12 protein-coding genes and 2 pseudogenes are annotated in these 13,740 nt (G+C 66.9%); 3 read left to right on the plus strand and 11 right to left on the minus strand.

Annotated elements, in window-relative coordinates:
• Positions 1–32 precede the first annotated feature (32 nt).
• From xerC to FQS62_RS19195, 6 genes and pseudogenes are all read right to left on the minus strand, one after another.
• Entirely contained in the window at positions 33–929 is an 897-nt protein-coding gene (xerC, locus tag FQS62_RS19170) for a tyrosine recombinase XerC (protein ID WP_088479127.1), read from the minus strand.
• 13 nt (positions 930–942) lie between these two features.
• Complete coding sequence (locus tag FQS62_RS19175; RefSeq protein WP_049443965.1) at positions 943–1,617, minus strand: DUF484 family protein; 675 nt, start codon at positions 1,615–1,617, stop codon at positions 943–945.
• Positions 1,614–2,466 (minus strand): annotated as a pseudogene (gene dapF / locus FQS62_RS19180) (diaminopimelate epimerase). Before dapF ends, FQS62_RS19175 begins: the two are co-directional and overlap by 4 nt.
• Entirely contained in the window at positions 2,459–2,731 is a 273-nt protein-coding gene (locus tag FQS62_RS19185) for an LPS translocon maturation chaperone LptM (RefSeq protein WP_049443961.1), read from the minus strand. The pseudogene dapF and the gene FQS62_RS19185 overlap by 8 nt, the downstream one beginning before the upstream one ends.
• A 148-nt stretch (positions 2,732–2,879) precedes the next feature.
• Positions 2,880–3,305: a YbaN family protein gene (locus FQS62_RS19190; RefSeq protein WP_049443960.1), complete on the minus strand. Its 426-nt coding sequence runs from the start codon at positions 3,303–3,305 to the stop codon at positions 2,880–2,882.
• A 54-nt stretch (positions 3,306–3,359) separates the two neighbouring features.
• Positions 3,360–5,471 (minus strand): S9 family peptidase, encoded by a 2,112-nt coding sequence (locus FQS62_RS19195; protein ID WP_088479128.1) that lies wholly within the window; start codon positions 5,469–5,471, stop codon positions 3,360–3,362.
• Between the two features lie 145 nt (positions 5,472–5,616).
• On the opposite strand from FQS62_RS19195, the pseudogene FQS62_RS19200 reads away from it, so the two are divergent.
• Positions 5,617–6,803, plus strand: a pseudogene (locus tag FQS62_RS19200) (pyridoxal phosphate-dependent aminotransferase).
• A 142-nt stretch (positions 6,804–6,945) separates the two neighbouring features.
• Here FQS62_RS19200 and FQS62_RS19205 read toward each other — a convergent pair.
• Positions 6,946–9,042: a prolyl oligopeptidase family serine peptidase gene (locus FQS62_RS19205; RefSeq protein ID WP_208044199.1), complete on the minus strand. Its 2,097-nt coding sequence runs from the start codon at positions 9,040–9,042 to the stop codon at positions 6,946–6,948.
• Positions 9,043–9,111: 69 nt separating this feature from the next.
• A complete protein-coding gene (locus tag FQS62_RS19210) occupies positions 9,112–9,438 on the minus strand; it encodes a hypothetical protein (protein WP_049443953.1) in 327 nt (108 codons plus the stop codon).
• A 128-nt stretch (positions 9,439–9,566) separates the two neighbouring features.
• On the opposite strand from FQS62_RS19210, the gene FQS62_RS19215 reads away from it, so the two are divergent.
• Positions 9,567–10,169: a lipocalin family protein gene (locus FQS62_RS19215; protein WP_049443951.1), complete on the plus strand. Its 603-nt coding sequence runs from the start codon at positions 9,567–9,569 to the stop codon at positions 10,167–10,169.
• A 68-nt stretch (positions 10,170–10,237) separates the two neighbouring features.
• Here the strand turns inward: FQS62_RS19215 and FQS62_RS19220 are convergent, their stop codons facing one another.
• The 3 genes from FQS62_RS19220 to FQS62_RS19230 all read right to left on the minus strand — a co-directional run bounded on the left by FQS62_RS19220 (position 10,238) and on the right by FQS62_RS19230 (position 13,028).
• Positions 10,238–10,927 (minus strand): methionine ABC transporter permease, encoded by a 690-nt coding sequence (locus FQS62_RS19220; RefSeq protein WP_088479131.1) that lies wholly within the window; start codon positions 10,925–10,927, stop codon positions 10,238–10,240.
• Positions 10,924–11,931 (minus strand): methionine ABC transporter ATP-binding protein, encoded by a 1,008-nt coding sequence (locus tag FQS62_RS19225; protein WP_164158810.1) that lies wholly within the window; start codon positions 11,929–11,931, stop codon positions 10,924–10,926. Before FQS62_RS19225 ends, FQS62_RS19220 begins: the two co-directional genes overlap by 4 nt.
• A 200-nt stretch (positions 11,932–12,131) precedes the next feature.
• A complete protein-coding gene (locus tag FQS62_RS19230) occupies positions 12,132–13,028 on the minus strand; it encodes a DMT family transporter (RefSeq protein ID WP_049443945.1) in 897 nt (298 codons plus the stop codon).
• 218 nt (positions 13,029–13,246) lie between these two features.
• On the opposite strand from FQS62_RS19230, the gene FQS62_RS19235 reads away from it, so the two are divergent.
• Positions 13,247–13,729 carry a YajQ family cyclic di-GMP-binding protein gene (locus tag FQS62_RS19235; RefSeq protein ID WP_006471121.1) on the plus strand — a complete coding sequence of 161 codons (483 nt, stop codon included), beginning with the start codon at positions 13,247–13,249 and terminating at the stop codon, positions 13,727–13,729.
• The last annotated feature ends 11 nt before the right edge of the window (positions 13,730–13,740 follow it).

Here is a 13,740-nt window from a genome sequence, read left to right on the forward strand (position 1 = left end):
ACACCCGCGACCGGCTGCCGCAGGGGCAACGTTCAGCTTTCTCCGCTGCCCTTGTTGCCGCTTCGACGCTTCGCGCGCGGATGCGCGGCGTCGTAGACCTTGGCCAGGTGCTGGAAATCCAGGTGGGTATAGATCTGCGTGGTAGCGATGTCGGCATGGCCCAGCAGCTCCTGCACGCCACGCAGATCACCGGACGATTCCAGGATATGGCTGGCGAAACTGTGCCGCAGCATGTGCGGGTGCACGTGCTTGAACAGGCCCTGGCGCTGCGCCAGCTGGCGGATGCGGATCTGCACCGCGCGTTGGCTGATCGGCCCGTTGCGGCCGGGAAATACCGGCGAGGCCGGTCCACCACCACTTTCCGCGCGCCACGCCTGCAGTGCTTCGCGCGCTGGCCTGCCGAACGGCACGCGGCGCTGGCGATTGCCCTTGCCCAGTACGTTGACCAAGCCGCTGGCGAAATCCAGGTCACGCCAGGTCAGTGCGCAGACTTCGCTCAGGCGCAGGCCGGAGGAATAGAACAGTTCCAGCAGCGCGCGGTCACGGCGGCCAAGCTCGCCTTCCGGCTCCAGCTCGACCAGCTGCACGGCTTCGTCGGCGTCAAGCACCTGCGGCAACCGGCGCGGCGCACGCGGCGCCTTCAGCGTCGCCGCCGGACTGACCTCGATGCGCCCGTGCTTGAGCAGCCAGGCATAGAAGCTGCGGCAGGCGGACAAGCGGCGCTGCAGGCTCTTGGCCGACAGGCCGCGGCGATGCTCATCGGCGACGAACTGGCGCACCGCATCAGCATCAAGCGCCTCCACCGCTACACCACGTGGCTCCGCCCAGACCGACAGCGCGTCCAGGTCGCGGCGGTAGGCATCGAGCGTATGCGCCGACATCCGCCGCTCTACCTGCAGGTGCTGCAGGAACGCCTGTACCGCGCTCATCGTCGTGTCCTGCTCAGCCCGGGAAGCGCTTCAGGCCGGCGACCAACGCCTCGCCCATCATGCGCAGGAACAACGTCCCCATGCCCGGATAGAAGCGGTTCGGATCGTGGCTGCCGACCGCAATCAGGCCCACGCCCGGCAACGGCAGCAGTGCGGTGGTCTGCACTTCCTCGCTGCGCACGCCATACAGCACGGCATTCTTTTCCGGCTGCAGGCGGCCGCAGATCGGCTCGCCGTCCTTCAGGCAGTCGCGGAACGGGCCCAGCTGAGGGTCATCGGCGGCGATCACCTGCAGCCAGTCGGCCTGTTCCAACCCGGCCACCGGCGTGTGCACCACCAACCGTACCAGGTCGCCGGCGAAATCTTCCTGCAGCGATGCGGCCATCGCGCGCAGGGTGTCGGCGGCATTGTCCTGCTTCATCAGCGCCAGGGTCAGCTGGTGCGTGCGCACCGCCAGGCGTTCATTGACCTGGGCGGTGGCGCCCAGATCGGCCAACCGTCGTGCCAGCTCGCGGTTCTTCTCGCGCAGCACTTCCAGCTGGTAGCTGGCCAGCGACGCGGTCGGGCCGTCATCACGCGGCACCACCAGGGTCAGGGCCAGGTCCGGGAACTGCTTGAGGAAGCCCGGATGGCGCCGCAACCAGGCAGCGACTTCATGGGCCCCGAGCTTGTCGACGGTTTCGGTCATGCCATCCACTCCCCTTCGAAGACGAATGCGGTCGGGCCGGCCATCACCACCGGCTGGCCATCGCCCGGCCACTGGATGCGCAGGTCCCCCCCCGGGCAGGCTGATGCGCGCATCGCGCTGCAGGCGGCCGCGCTGCATCAGGGTCACCGCAGCGGCACAGGCACCGCTGCCGCAGGCCAGGGTTTCACCGACACCGCGCTCGAACACGCGCAGGCGCGCATGCGCCGGGCCCATCACCTGGGCGAAGCCCACGTTCACCGAGCGCGGGAACGACGCGTGCTGCTGCAGCAGCGAACCCACGCGCTCGACCGGTGCAGCATCGATCAGGCCCACTTCGATCACCGCATGCGGGTTGCCCATCGACACCGCGGCGAAGCGAACACTCTCGCCCTGCAGTGGCAGAAGGTATTCCTCGCGCGCGTGGGCAAAACCCACCAGCGGCACGTTGGCCGGCTCGAACGCGGGCACGCCCATGGTCACCGCGAACTGGCCATCGCCCAGCACTTCCACGTCATGGCTTGCCAACGGACTGTCGATGACGAAACGGTCGCCCTGCGCACTGCCTTCGCGCACCAGCCAGGCGGCGATGCAGCGCGCGCCGTTGCCGCACTGCTCGGAGTTGGAACCATCGGCATTCCAGATGCGGTACGACGCCACCGAGCCTTCCGCGCGCGGCGCTTCGATGGTCAGGATCTGATCGCAGCCGACGCCGGTGTGGCGGTCGGCCAGCTGCGCGGCCAGTTCAGGCGTGGGCGGCGCGGTGCCGTCACGCAGGTCGATCACTACGAAATCATTGCCCGCGCCATGCATCTTGCTGAAGCGCAGGGCCCTGGAACCGGCCTTACTCATTCCCGCTGCCCGCCTTCTTCGCAGGCGCAGGCGCCGGTTGCGTGGTCGGTGCAGCCGGGTCCACGGTCGTGGCCGGGGTGCCGCTGCCTTCGGTCTGCGCCGGGGTCGCTTCGGTAGCGGGCTCGGCAACCGGCTCGACGGTTTCTTCCACCGGCACCGGCTTCTGCGGCAGTACCAGCGGGCCCTTGTTGCCGCAGGCGGCGAGGAGCAGCAGCGAGGCCGCTGCCAGCGGAATCAGGAGGGTGTTTCGATGGGGGATGTTCATGCCCCGAGTATAGCCATTGGCGGCTGAGCGGTTGGTAGAGTCGACTACCGCGCGCAGCGCGGGGTTTCGCGGCCGTTGGAAGAGCAGTCGAGTAACAGTCGGCGCTACCCCCTGACCGCCCCCACGGGCCGCCCAGGGCGGGCCATGTTCAGCCTTCCGGCGGTGGCAACGGACGGGTCCACAGCCAGATCGCCACCACGGTCATGCTGCCGATCGAGAACCACTTCACCCAGGCAATCGGCACGCACCACAGCATGATGCCAGCGCATGCCGCCATGGTGATCGTGGCCATCCACTTGCCGTAGCGGCTGACAGCACCGTGCGCCTGCCAGTTGGCGATGGCCGGGCCGAAGCGCGGGTGCTGCAGCAGCCAGGTATGCAGGCGCTCGGAACCGCGCGAGGCGGCCCAGGCCGAAATCAGGATGAATACGGTGGTCGGCAGACCCGGCACGAAGATGCCGACGATGCCGGTGCCGAGGCTGGCATACGCCAGCAGCCACCATGCCCAGCGGAAACGCACCACGCGCGGTGGCGTGGCGCTATCGCGCGGTGCAGATGGTTCGGGCAGGCTCATGGCCGCAAGGATACCGGTTCGGGGTGCCAGGCTACGCCCGGCCCCCCTGTGCCATTACGGCTGGGCGATGCCCAGCTGCTGCAGCACGAACGCGTACGACTCGGACAGCTCGCGGTAGCGCTGGAAGCGCCCGGACTTGCCGCCGTGGCCGGCTTCCATGTTGGTGCGGAACAGGATCGGGTAGTGGCCGGTGTTGTCGTCACGCAGCTTGGCCACCCACTTGGCCGGCTCCCAGTACTGCACCTGCGAATCCCACAGGCCGGTGCCCACGAACAGCGCCGGGTAGGCCTGCCTGCTGACGTTGTCGTAGGGCGAGTAGGACAGCATGTAGTCGTAGTACGGCTTCTGCTCCGGATTGCCCCACTCGTCGTACTCGTTGGTGGTCAACGGGATGGTCGGGTCGAGCATGGTGGTGACCACATCGACGAACGGCACCTGCGCCACCATCACGCGGTAGTCCTGCGGCGCCTGGTTGGCCACCGCGCCCATCAGCAGGCCACCGGCGCTGCCGCCGGAGGCGGCCACGCGATCCTTCGCCGCCCAGCCCTGCGCCACCAGGCCACGGGTGACGTCGATGAAGTCGTTGAAAGTGTTCTGCTTGTGCAGCAGTTTGCCGTTCTCGTACCAGTCGCGGCCCATCTCCTGGCCACCACGGATGTGGGCGATGGCATACACCACGCCTCGGTCGAGCAGGCTCACCGCGGTCTGGTTGAAGTACGGATCCATCGACATGCCGTAGCTGCCATACGCGTACTGGAACAGCGCGCCCTTGCCGTCCTTCTGGTAGCCCTTGCGGTAGACCAGCGACACCGGCACCTTCACGCCATCGCGCGCGGTGATCCAGACGCGGTCGGTTTCGTACTTCGAGGCGTCATAGCCGATCACCGGCTGCACCTTCAGCTGGCGGCGCTCACCGGTGGCGGTGTTCAGTTCGAACACGGTGGTCGGGGTCGTCATCGAGGTGTAGACGTAGCGCAGCCACGGCGTACCGGCCTCGGTGTTGTCGCCCAGGCCCATCGAATAGGCCGGCTCATCAGCCTTCACGTAGTCGCTGCGGCCATCCTTGAACAGCAGGCGGATGCGCTCCAGGCCTTCGGAACGTTCGGCGATGGCGGTGTACGCATCGAACAGCTCGAAGCCTTCGATGAACACCGCATCGTCGTGCGCGATCCAGTCCTTCCACTGCGCACGCGAGGTGGCATCGGTCGGTGCGGTGACCAGCTTGAAGTTCTTCGCACCATCGTTGGTGCGGATCACCCAGCGGCCATCGTAGTGGTCGGCGTCGTACTCCACGTCGCGCTGGCGCGGGGCGAGCACGGTGAACGTGGTCGGGTCGCTGGCCGGCGCGTAGCGCTCTTCGGAGGACACGGTGCTGTGCACGCCGATGGTGATGAAGCGATCGTCGCGGGTGCGGCCGATGCCCATGTAGAAGCTGTCGTCCTTCTCTTCGTAGACGACGGTGTCGGCGCTGGCCGGGGTGCCCAGCACGTGCTTCTTCACGCGCACGGTCAGCAGCGTTTCCGGATCGTTCTCGACGTACAGCACCGTGCGGTTGTCGTCAGCCCAGACCAGGTCGCCGGAGCTGCCGGTGATCACGTCGGGCAGCACCTGGCCGGTGCGCAGGTCCTTGAAGCGGATCGTGTACTGGCGGCGGCCCACATCATCATCGGCCCAGGCCAGCAGCTGGTTGTCCTGGCTCACTTCCATCGAGCCGACGCTGAAGTAGCCCTTGCCGGCAGCCATCGTGTTGACGTCCAGCAGGATCTCTTCGGCCGCGTCCATGCTGCCCTTGCGGCGGGCGTGGATCGGGTAGTCCTGGCCGGTCTCGAAGCGGCTGTAGTACCAGTAGCCGCGCTCGCGCGCCGGCACGCTGGAATCGTCCTGCTTGATGCGGCCGACGATCTCCTTGTACAGGGTGTCTTCCAGCGGCTTGAGCGGCGCCAGCAGCTGGTCGGCATAGGCATTCTCGGCCTGCAGGTAGGCCAGCATGTCCTTGTTCTCGCGCTTGTCGTCGCGCAGCCAGTAATAGTCGTCGTTGCGGGTGGCGCCGAACGGCGCCTTGACCACGTGCGGGTGCTTGGCGGCATCCGGCGGAACGGGCGGGATGGCGGCGGTAACGGTGCTGGTCATCAGGCTGGCAAGCAACAGGCAGAGGGTGGATTTCATGAGATAAGGGTCCTGGTGCGGTTACGCAATGGCGTCCGTGGCGTAGGTAGAGTCGAGCTTGCTCGACTGACCGCAACTGCAGTCGAGCAAGCTCGACTCTACCACCGCTGCGGCGCACCCTTGCTGCCCGGCGTACCATGGACACATGAGTACCCTGCCCCACACGCCGGGCTACAGCCGGCGCAGCCATGAAATCGCTCCGTTCCACGTGATGTCCCTGCTGGCCCGCGCGCAGGCGCTGGAACAGGCCGGCCATGATGTGATCCACCTGGAAATCGGTGAGCCGGACTTCACCACGGCAGAACCGGTCGTGCGTGCCGGCCAGGCCGCATTGGCCGCCGGCCATACCCGCTACACCGCCGCACGTGGCCTGCCAGCCCTGCGCCAGGCGATCAGCGGCTTCTATCGCAGCCACTATGGGCTGGACATCGACCCCGAACGCATCCTGGTCACCCCCGGTGGCTCCGGTGCGCTGCTGCTGGCCAGCAGCCTGCTGGTCGACCCGGGCCGCCACTGGCTGCTGGCCGACCCCGGCTATCCCTGCAACCGCCACTTCCTGCGCCTGGTGGAAGGCGGCGCGCAGCTGGTGCCGGTGGGGCCTGACACGGCCTATCAGCTCACCCCCTCGCTGGTGCAGCAGCACTGGAACGCCGACAGCGTCGGCGCGCTGGTGGCATCACCGGCCAATCCGACCGGCACCGTGCTGTCGGCCGACGAACTGGCGGCGCTGTCCAAGACGCTGCACGCCCGCGGCGGCACCTGGTGGTGGACGAGATCTACCACGGCCTGACCTATGGCCTGGATGCGCCCAGCGTCCTGCAGGTGGATGACAGCGCCTTCGTGCTGAACAGCTTCTCCAAGTACTTCGGCATGACCGGCTGGCGGCTCGGCTGGCTGGTGGCACCGCCGGCGGCCGTGCCTGATCTGGAGAAGCTGGCGCAGAACCTGTACATCAGCGCGTCAAGCATCGCCCAGCACGCGGCCCTGGCGTGTTTCAGCGAGGCGTCCATGGCGATCTTCGAGCAACGCCGCGAAGCGTTCCGCCAGCGCCGCGACTTCCTGTTGCCCGCGCTGCGCGAGCTGGGTTTCCGCATCGAAATCGAGCCGCAGGGTGCGTTCTACCTGTACGCCGATGTCAGCGCATTCACCGACGACGCGCAGGCATTCTGCGCGCACTTCCTGGAAACCGAGCACGTGGCATTCACCCCCGGGCTGGATTTCGGCTTCCATCGCGCCAACCAGCATGTGCGGCTGGCGTACACGCAAGAAGTGCCGCGGCTGCAGGAGGCGGTGGCGCGGATCGCGCGGGGATTGAAGCGCTGGAACGGCTGATAGTCCGCGCGAACGGCATCCACGCATGGCGTTCATGGGTAGATCCACGCCATGCGTGGCGTTCATGGGTAGATCCACGCCATGCGTGGATAGGTGGAACCCAAAGAAAAACGCCGCCCTGAGGCGGCGTTTTCCGTTCTGCTTACTTGCCGCCCAACCGCTCCCACAGGAAGCTGTAGGCCAGCGCCGACATGTGCGCGGCCTGCGCGTTGTTGGCTGCGCCGCCGTGGCCACCTTCGATGTTCTCGTAGTAGGTCACGTCCTTGCCGGCGTCGATCATCTTCGCCGCCATCTTGCGGGCATGGCCCGGATGCACGCGGTCATCGCGGGTGGAGGTGGTGAACAGCACCGGCGGGTAGTTCTTCTTCGCGTCGAACAGGTGGTACGGCGAGAAGGTCTTGATGAAGTCCCAGTCACTGGTGTCCGGGTTGCCGTACTCGGCCATCCACGAAGCACCGGCCAGCAGGTGGCTGTAGCGCTTCATGTCCAGCAGCGGCACCTGCACGACCACTGCGCCGAACAGTTCCGGGTACTGGGTCAGCATGTTGCCGGTCAGCAGGCCACCGTTGCTGCCGCCCTGCACGCCCAGGTGCTTGGCGGTGGTGATCTTGCGCTTGACCAGATCGCGTGCCACTGCGGCCATGTCTTCATAGGCCTTGTGACGGTTCTGCTTCAGCGCCGCCTGGTGCCAGCGCGGGCCGTACTCGCCGCCACCACGGATGTTGGCAACGACGTACACACCGCCCTTCTCCAGCCAGGCGCGGCCCATGCCACCGGAATAGTTCGGCGTCAGCGAGATCTCGAAACCACCGTAGCCGTACAGCAGGGTCGGATTGGAGCCGTCCAGCTTCATCGCCTTGTCGTGCACCACGAAGTACGGCACGCGGGTACCGTCCTTGCTGGTGGCGAAGTGCTGCTCGATCACCTTGCCCTTGGCATCGAAGAAGGCCGGCATGGTCTTCAGCGTTTCCGGCGCTTGGCCGATTTCGGCCAGTGCCAGCGTGGTCGGGGTCAGGTAGTCGGTGGCGGTCAGCCACACCGCGTCGCTGTCGTTGCTGTCCACTGCGGCCACGCCCAGCGTGCCGAAGGCAGGCGCGCCGACGAAGCGGCTGGTCTGCCAGCCATCGGCACCCGGGGTCAGCACCGACAGCCGGTTCTTGACGTCGTCCAGCACGTTCAGCACCAGATGGCTCTTGGTCCAGGTGGCGCTGGCCAGCGAGGTGGTCGCGGTCGGGGTGAACAGCACCTCGAAGTCGCGCTTGCCGGCCAGGAAATCATCCAGCTTGGTGGCCAGCAGCGAACCGGAGGCATAGGTCTTGCCGCCCACGGTCCACGGGTCGCGCAGTTCCAGGGTCAGCCACTGCTTGTGCAGGCCCTTCTCGGCCGAGTTCGGCGCATCGATCTTGGTCAGCGTGCCATCGTCGCCACGCAGGTAGATCTCGTTGTTGTAGAAGGCCAGGGTGCGGCTGACCAGGTTGCGCTCGAAACGCGGGGTGTCATCGTGCATCGCCGCGATGTACATGTCTTCCGGCTTGCCTTCGTACACCAGGGTGGCCGAGGTCATCGGCGTGCCACGCTTCCACAGCTTGGCCACGCGCGGGTAACCCGACGTGGTCATCGAGCCGGCACCGAAGTCGGTGTAGACAAACACGGTATCGCGGTCGACCCAGTTCAGGCCGCCCTTGGACTCGGGACGGAAGAAGCCATCCTTGATCCAGGTCTTGTTGGCCAGGTCGAACTCGCGGGTGACGTCGGCATCCGCACCGCCACGCGACAGCGCGATCAGGCAGCGGCTGTAGTCCGGGCGCAGGCAGTCGGCACCATGCCAGACCCAGTTCTCACCTTCGGCCTTGTTCAACGCATCCAGATCGAGCACGGTCTCCCACTGCGGCGAGGCCTTGCGGTATTCGGCCAGCGTGGTGCGCCGCCACAGGCCGCGCTCGTGCTGCTGGTCCTTCCAGAAGTTGTAGTAGTAGTCGCCGATCTTCTGCACGGCGGGAATCTTGGCATCGGAGTCGAGCACCTCGCGGATGCTGGCCTCCATCTGCTTGAAGGCCGGGCTCTGCGCCAGGCGCGCCTCGGACTTGGCGTTCTGTTCCTTGACCCAGGTCAGCGGCTTGTCGCCGGTGACGTCTTCGAGCCAGGCATAACGGTCGGTGTCTTCAGCGGCCACGGCGGTCCCCACCGAGGCAGCGGTCATCATGCCAGCCAGCAGGCAGGCGGAAGCGAGTCGTGACATTGCAGCTCCAGGCAGTCATAAGCCGTGGAACGCTAGCATGGATCGCTGCGGCCGCCCCCGTGTCGAAGGTCAGGCCGTGGTGGGCGAGCCGCGACGGCCACGCACCGCCCCACCGCTGCGGCGGCGGGCCTGTCCACCGGTACGACGCGCCAGTCGCAGCCACGACAGGCGCGGCAACGGGAAGCGCAGCAGCGCCCACCAGGCCACCAGCGGCATGCCCACCAGCCACATCGGCAACCAACCGAGCCAGGCGTTGCTGCCGCGCGCGGCTGGCCAGACCAGGACCAGCGCCACACCGGCCAGGGCCAGCTGCTGCACGGTGCGCAGCAGGTGCGGGTGGGCACGTTCGACGCTGACGCGTTCAGCTGCAGGGCGACGGACGGAACGTATGTTCATGGGGCTTCTCCGGTGGACAATGCAACGCAGCTTGGACAAGGCCCTTCTCACAGGTTGCGACACCATTGACGGATCGCGCACGCTCAGTCGACCATGCTCAGGCAAAGCCCTCCTGAGCCCGCTCCCGCATGACTTCGATCCGCCCGCTCTGCGCCGTGCTGTTGGCCCTGTCCCTGGCGGCCCCCGCCGTGGCCGCCAGTGAGCCGCCATCGCCCCGTGCCAGCGCCCTGCGCGCGGCCGACCCGGACGCGCCGATCGACCTGAAGCGTTTCATGGGTACCTGGTATGTGATCGGCCGCGTGCCGAATTTCATCGAACGTGGCCATGTAGCCAGCGTCAACGAGTACGAACTCCGCGACGAGCACAAGGTCGGCATCACCTACCGCTATCGCGATGGCTTCGGCGAACCGCTGCAGGAAGTCCGCGCGCGCGCCAGCGTCGATCCGGACAGCGGCAACCACGGCTGGCGCACCTGGTTCTACCGCGTCGTGCCTACGCACTCGAGAGTGCTGGAAGTGGCGCCGGACTACTCGTGGGCGCTGATCGGCTACCCGGGCCGTGAAATGGCCTGGATCTTCTCGCGTACGCCGGACATGGACAAAGCCCTGTACAAGGAGCTGGCCGAGCGCCTGCGTGACGAGTACGGGGTGAACACCGACAAGCTCAAGCGCGTGCCGCAGCACCCTGAGCAGGTCGGCAAGCTGGGCTACGAAGTACCGAACGTGCGTTGATCGCACGTGGAACTGCCGGCCAGCGGCCGGCACTACCCGCACGATGCCGGGCGCTGCCCGGCATTCCGTCATCTGCGGCTGTAATGCGCGACCAGGCGGTCGCCGAGCATCTGCAGCAGCTGCACCAGGATCAACAGCAGGACCACGGTGACCAGGGCCACGTCGGTGTGCGAGCGCTGGTAGCCATCGCGGAAGGCCAGGTCGCCGAGGCCACCGGAACCAATCGCACCGCCCATCGCGGTGAAGCCGATCAGCGCCACGGTGGTGACCGTTGCGCCAGCGATCAGGCCCGGACGCGCCTCCGGCAGCAGCACGCGGGTGACCAGCTGCCAGGTGGTGGCACCCATCGACTGGGTCGCTTCGATCACGCCACGGTCCACTTCGCGCAGCGCGGTCTCGACCAGGCGCGCGTAGAACGGCGCGGCACCGATCACCAGCGGCACGATCGCGCCGCGCACACCCAGCGACGTCCCCATCAGGAACAGCGTGACCGGGATCAGCACGATCATCAGGATGATGAAAGGCACCGAGCGCAGCAGGTTCACCACCAGTGCCAGGACGCCATAGGCGAACGGCCGGCGCTTCATCTGCGGTGCGCCGAACAGGTACAGCAGCACGCCCAGGGGCAGGCCGATGGCCAGCGTCAGCGGCAGCGAACCGAGCAGCATCAGCAGAGTGTCGATGGTGGCCTGGCCGATGTCGGCCCACTTGCCCGCATCCAGGTGGCGGAAGAAGCCGCCGGCAGTAGCGATGATCATCGACGCAGTTCCTCAACATGCACGCCGGCGGCCACGAACGCGGCCTGCGCAGCGGACTGGTCACCGCCCACCAGGGCGACCACCAGCTGGCCATACGGGGTGTCCTTGATCCGGTCGATACGGCCGGACAGGATGTTGTAGTCGACTCCGGTCTGCCGCGCGACGCTGCCGAGCAGGGGTTCGTAGGTGTCTCCGCCAAGGAAGGTCAGCCGCACGATGCGGCCACCGACGGCATCGAAATCGCGGTGCAGCGCACCTTCGTCCACCTGCTCCGATTCACTGACGAAACGGCGCGTGGTCGGGTGCTGCGGGTGCAGGAACACGCGGGTGACCGGTCCGGTCTCGACCATCTGGCCAGCATCCAGGACGGCGACGCGGTCGCAGACGCGGCGGATCACGTCCATCTCGTGGGTGATCAGCACAATCGTCAGGCCGAGCTCGCGATTGATCTTCGACAGCAGCGACAGCACCGAGGCGGTGGTCTGCGGGTCGAGCGCACTGGTGGCCTCGTCGCACAGCAGGATCTGCGGGCGCGTGGACAACGCGCGGGCGATGCCGACGCGCTGTTTCTGGCCACCAGACAGCTGTGCCGGGTACTTCTTGGCATGCGCCTCCAGGCCCACAGTCTGCAGCAGCTCGGCCACGCGCGCGTCGATCTCCGCCTTCGGCATGCCGGCCAGCTCCAGCGGGAAGGCGACGTTGCCGGCCACCGTGCGCGACGACAGCAGGTTGAAGTGCTGGAAGATCATGCCGATGCGCCGGCGCAATGTGCGCAGGCCGTCCGCGTCCAGTGCGGTGACATCCTCGCCACCGATCAGCAGGCGACCACCGCTGGGTTCTTCCAGGCGGTTGATCATGCGGATCAGGGTCGACTTGCCGGCACCGGAATGGCCGATGATGCCGAATACCTCACCGGCCTCGATGGTCAGGTCCAGCGGTTGCAGCGCGCTGACTGCGCGGCCGGCAACGGCATAGGATTTGTGCAGGCGCTGGAACTCGATCACGGGCGTGGCTCACCGGCTGGGTGACGGAAGGGGGCGTGCAGCCTACCAGCGCAGGCGGTCGCGCGCCCGCGCCATGGGCCAGAATGTTATTCCTTTTGGTTCTAAGCCGCTTTCCCCGGTAGTGCTGACCGCTGGCCTGCACCTGCAGCGGTCCCTCCGGCGCAAGGGGGTTGCCGGCCAGCAGCCCGCACTCCCCCGGCTCAGGGATGGTCCAGCGGCTTCGGCGGTTCCTGCCGGTTCACCCGCTCACGGTGCAGCAGGTACAGGCCCGAGGCGACGATGATCGCCGCCCCCACCCAGGTATAGCTGTCGGGCAGCTGGCCCCAGAACGCCAGATCCCAGCCGATCACCCAGACCAGGCCGCTGTACTCCAGCGGTGCGATCATCGAGGCCTCGCCCAGCTGAAAGGCCTTGGTCAGGGCGATCTGGCCCAGCGCCCCGGCCAGACCCATGCCGGCGATAAGCGGCGCATGCGCCAATTGCAGAGGTACCCAGCCGGGAATGGCCAGCAGGCCGGCGCCGATGGCCATGATGACCAGGAACCAGACCACCATCGACTGCGAGGTATCGGTGCGGGTCAGCAGGCTGACCGTGATCGCAGCCACGGCATAGGCCGTTGCCGCCGCCAGCACCATCAGGCCGGGCACCGAAATGAAGCCGTCCACACCCGGCCGCAGCACCACCAGCACGCCCACCAGGCCGATGCCGATGGCGACCCAGCGCCGCGGCCCGACGCGCTCGCCCAGCAACGGCACCGAGAGCGCGGCGATCAGCAGCGGGGCAACGAAATAGATGGTGTAGGCAGTGGACAGCGGCAGGTCGCGCAGGGCGAACACGAAGCAGCCGATCATCGCCATGCCCAGCCCGCCACGCAGCAGGTGCAGGCCCCAGCGGCGCGGCACCAGCGAACGCGGCCCGGCACTGACCAGCACCCAGACCAGCACGAACGGCAATGAGGCCGCACCACGCAGGAAGGTCACTTCCAGCGTGGGATAGCTGGCCGACAGCTGCTTCATGCCGGCGTCCATCAGCGAGAAGCAGGCGACCGCAGCGACCATCCAGGCCACCGCACGCGAAGGGGAGCGTTGCAGGTTCATGGCCCATTATCGCCGACCGCACCGGATTGTAGAGTCGAGCCATGCTCGACTGGCCGTCTTGTAGAGTCGAGCCATGCTCGACTGCTCTTAACAAAGCAGCCGAGCATGGCTCGGCTCTACAGAAGGGCGACAGTCGAGCATGGCTCGACTCCACGCAAAGCGGGCATGCGGGCCGGCGCGATAGAATGGCCACCACTGAATTCTGCGGAGCCTCGCCCATGCCTTCCTTCGACGTCGTGTCCGAAGTCGACACCCACGAGCTGACCAACGCCATCGACCAGGCCAACCGCGAACTGGCCACCCGTTTCGACTTCAAGGGCGTGGACGCCAAGTTCGAGCGCGATGGCGATGTCATCAACCAGACTGCGCCGACCGAGTTCCAGCTCAAGCAGATGAACGACATCCTGCGTGCACGCCTGGCCGCGCGCGGCATCGACGTGCTCAGCCTGGAGTTCGGCGACATCGAGACCAACCTGGCCCAGGCCCGGCAGAAGATCACCGTCAAGCAGGGCATCGAGCAGAAGATCGCCAAGAAGATCGCGGCGGCACTGAAGGACGCCAAGCTGAAGGTGGAAAGCCAGATCAACGGCGACAAGCTGCGCGTGCAGGGCAAGAAGCGCGATGACCTGCAGGACGCCATTGCCGTACTCAAGGCCGGCAAGTTCGAGCTGCCGCTGCAGTTCAACAATTTCCGCGACTGATGCCCCGCCGG

The sequence above is a fragment of the Stenotrophomonas sp. SBJS02 genome (genome assembly GCF_020428325.2).
GTDB lineage: Bacteria > Pseudomonadota > Gammaproteobacteria > Xanthomonadales > Xanthomonadaceae > Stenotrophomonas > Stenotrophomonas africana.